3 protein-coding genes are annotated in these 3,106 nt (G+C 57.8%); 2 read left to right on the forward strand and 1 reads right to left on the reverse strand.

The features are described 5' to 3' along the window. The first annotated feature begins 134 nt into the window (after positions 1-134). Together aph(3'')-Ib and ACWGSR_RS37600 are read left to right on the forward strand one after the other, a co-directional pair. A complete protein-coding gene (gene aph(3'')-Ib / locus ACWGSR_RS37595; protein WP_001082319.1) occupies positions 135-938 on the forward strand; it encodes an aminoglycoside O-phosphotransferase APH(3'')-Ib in 804 nt (267 codons plus the stop codon). Then, positions 938-1,774: an aminoglycoside O-phosphotransferase APH(6)-Id gene (locus ACWGSR_RS37600; protein WP_000480968.1), complete on the forward strand. Its 837-nt coding sequence runs from the start codon at positions 938-940 to the stop codon at positions 1,772-1,774. Before aph(3'')-Ib ends, ACWGSR_RS37600 begins: the two co-directional genes overlap by 1 nt. Positions 1,775-1,910: 136 nt before the next feature. Here ACWGSR_RS37600 and mbeA read toward each other — a convergent pair. Next, a partial coding sequence (mbeA, locus tag ACWGSR_RS37605) for a plasmid mobilization relaxase MbeA (protein WP_453573943.1) occupies positions 1,911-3,106 on the reverse strand: 1,196 nt, incomplete at its 5' end.

A 3,106-nucleotide genomic window follows, 5' to 3' on the forward strand; every position in this document is an offset into this window, starting at 1 on the left:
CTCTACCGATATGTCGGTCCCAAAGGCGAGCTCAGAGACCATGGAAAGCATGTTCTCGGACTTACGTAGCAACTCGTTTCTTTTCGCAGGTTGAGCCACCTCCGCGCTTCATCAGAAAACTGAAGGAACCTCCATTGAATCGAACTAATATTTTTTTTGGTGAATCGCATTCTGACTGGTTGCCTGTCAGAGGCGGAGAATCTGGTGATTTTGTTTTTCGACGTGGTGACGGGCATGCCTTCGCGAAAATCGCACCTGCTTCCCGCCGCGGTGAGCTCGCTGGAGAGCGTGACCGCCTCATTTGGCTCAAAGGTCGAGGTGTGGCTTGCCCCGAGGTGATCAACTGGCAGGAGGAACAGGAGGGTGCATGCTTGGTGATAACGGCAATTCCGGGAGTACCGGCGGCTGATCTGTCTGGAGCGGATTTGCTCAAAGCGTGGCCGTCAATGGGGCAGCAACTTGGCGCTGTTCACAGCCTATCGGTTGATCAATGTCCGTTTGAGCGCAGGCTGTCGCGAATGTTCGGACGCGCCGTTGATGTGGTGTCCCGCAATGCCGTCAATCCCGACTTCTTACCGGACGAGGACAAGAGTACGCCGCAGCTCGATCTTTTGGCTCGTGTCGAACGAGAGCTACCGGTGCGGCTCGACCAAGAGCGCACCGATATGGTTGTTTGCCATGGTGATCCCTGCATGCCGAACTTCATGGTGGACCCTAAAACTCTTCAATGCACGGGTCTGATCGACCTTGGGCGGCTCGGAACAGCAGATCGCTATGCCGATTTGGCACTCATGATTGCTAACGCCGAAGAGAACTGGGCAGCGCCAGATGAAGCAGAGCGCGCCTTCGCTGTCCTATTCAATGTATTGGGGATCGAAGCCCCCGACCGCGAACGCCTTGCCTTCTATCTGCGATTGGACCCTCTGACTTGGGGTTGATGTTCATGCCGCCTGTTTTTCCTGCTCATTGGCACGTTTCGCAACCTGTTCTCATTGCGGACACCTTTTCCAGCCTCGTTTGGAAAGTTTCATTGCCAGACGGGACTCCTGCAATCGTCAAGGGATTGAAACCTATAGAAGACATTGCTGATGAACTGCGCGGGGCCGACTATCTGGTATGGCGCAATGGGAGGGGAGCAGTCCGGTTGCTCGGTCGTGAGAACAATCTGATGTTGCTCGAATATGCCGGGGAGCGAATGCTCTCTCACATCGTTGCCGAGCACGGCGACTACCAGGCGACCGAAATTGCAGCGGAACTAATGGCGAAGCTGTATGCCGCATCTGAGGAACCCCTGCCTTCTGCCCTTCTCCCGATCCGGGATCGCTTTGCAGCTTTGTTTCAGCGGGCGCGCGATGATCAAAACGCAGGTTGTCAAACTGACTACGTCCACGCGGCGATTATAGCCGATCAAATGATGAGCAATGCCTCGGAACTGCGTGGGCTACATGGCGATCTGCATCATGAAAACATCATGTTCTCCAGTCGCGGCTGGCTGGTGATAGATCCCGTCGGTCTGGTCGGTGAAGTGGGCTTTGGCGCCGCCAATATGTTCTACGATCCGGCTGACAGAGACGACCTTTGTCTCGATCCTAGACGCATTGCACAGATGGCGGACGCATTCTCTCGTGCGCTGGACGTCGATCCGCGTCGCCTGCTCGACCAGGCGTACGCTTATGGGTGCCTTTCCGCAGCTTGGAACGCGGATGGAGAAGAGGAGCAACGCGATCTAGCTATCGCGGCCGCGATCAAGCAGGTGCGACAGACGTCATACTAGATATCAAGCGACTTCTCCTATCCCCTGGGAACACATCAATCTTACCGGAGAATATCGTTGGCCAAAGCCTTAGCGTAGGATTTCGCCCTCTCCCGCAAACGACCCCTTCTTGGGGTTTATCACGGGCCGGCATCCGTCAGCCCAGCGTCGGTCCTTTGTAGGTTTTCTGCGGCTGGCGCTCCAGCTCCAGTGTTTTCTGATACTCATTCTCCCCCTGCCGGAACTCGGTGGCATTCAGTTCCCGGACAAGCGGCGCAGCTGCTCGCTTAAACTCAGCACCTGCGTGCTCAAGTCCGACACGCGCTCGTTCAGCACCGCGTTCTCCCGTTGCATAAGCCCAGACATCTTCTGCCATTCCGCGAAGGCGCTCTCCCATTCGTCCAGCCTTTGCGAGTAGTCCTGATGTAGCTGCTCTAATGCGGTCAGCAACTGCTTTTCCAGCTCTGTCATTTTCCGCTACTCCTGTTTCAGGCGGATCCAGGTCGTCCCGTCGTAGGGGATGGCTTCGGCTTGCATCCCCGGCGGCAGGATAAGGAACCTCCGGCCGTCGCTGCTCTCCTGATAGCGCACTCCCCACGTCCGGGCAGTCATTTTCGCCAGGGTATCTTCCTGCTGACGAAGATGTGTGTAATTGTCGGTTATCTGCTGCCCCTGCCACCACAGAATGCTCCCGCTCGTGGCGATCAGCAGCGCTGACACCATCAGGATGGTGAGCCATGCCCTCCCGGCTGTCAGCAGCACGCTCCGCCGGTTTTTCTCCATCGCCTCGCTCATACTCTGTTCGTGGGCGCTGATGGCGTCGCTGATTCTCCTCGCGCTTGCGCTCAGTTCCGCTCTGACAGACTGCTCGTGCTCGCTGAATGCGGCTTTCAGCATCTCGCCGGTACTCTGCTGCTGCGCTTTCGATTTCTGCTCCAAGTCCTTCGCCAGCGTTAAAAGACTGCTCATAGATGGCTCCCTTCAGTCGGATGTTTCGCCCCCCGTCCGGGTCGGCAATGCTGATGCTGCTTTTCGTGCTGCGCACCACCTCAAAACCTGCGCTTTCCAGCGCCTCAGTGACGTCCTGACGGGTTTTCAGCTCCCCGGATGAGGCAAGGGCAAGCAGGCCGCGCGTAATCGCCTGGGCAGCTTCCTGCTTCGCTTCCGGCAGCGCGGACGGCGTGACCAGCGCCCGCCGGTTTTCCGGCGCGTTCGGGTCGTGCAGCCCCAGCCGGCCGTTGACCACCGTCTGCCAGGCATCGATGCGCGGCCGGTCGGCGCGGTCGTAGTACGGCTGGAGCCGCCTGCCGGTCAGCAGCTCGGTATTGGGGATCAGAAAGTTCAGCTCCAGAC

The organism is Streptomyces sp. NPDC055632 (assembly GCF_053618675.1).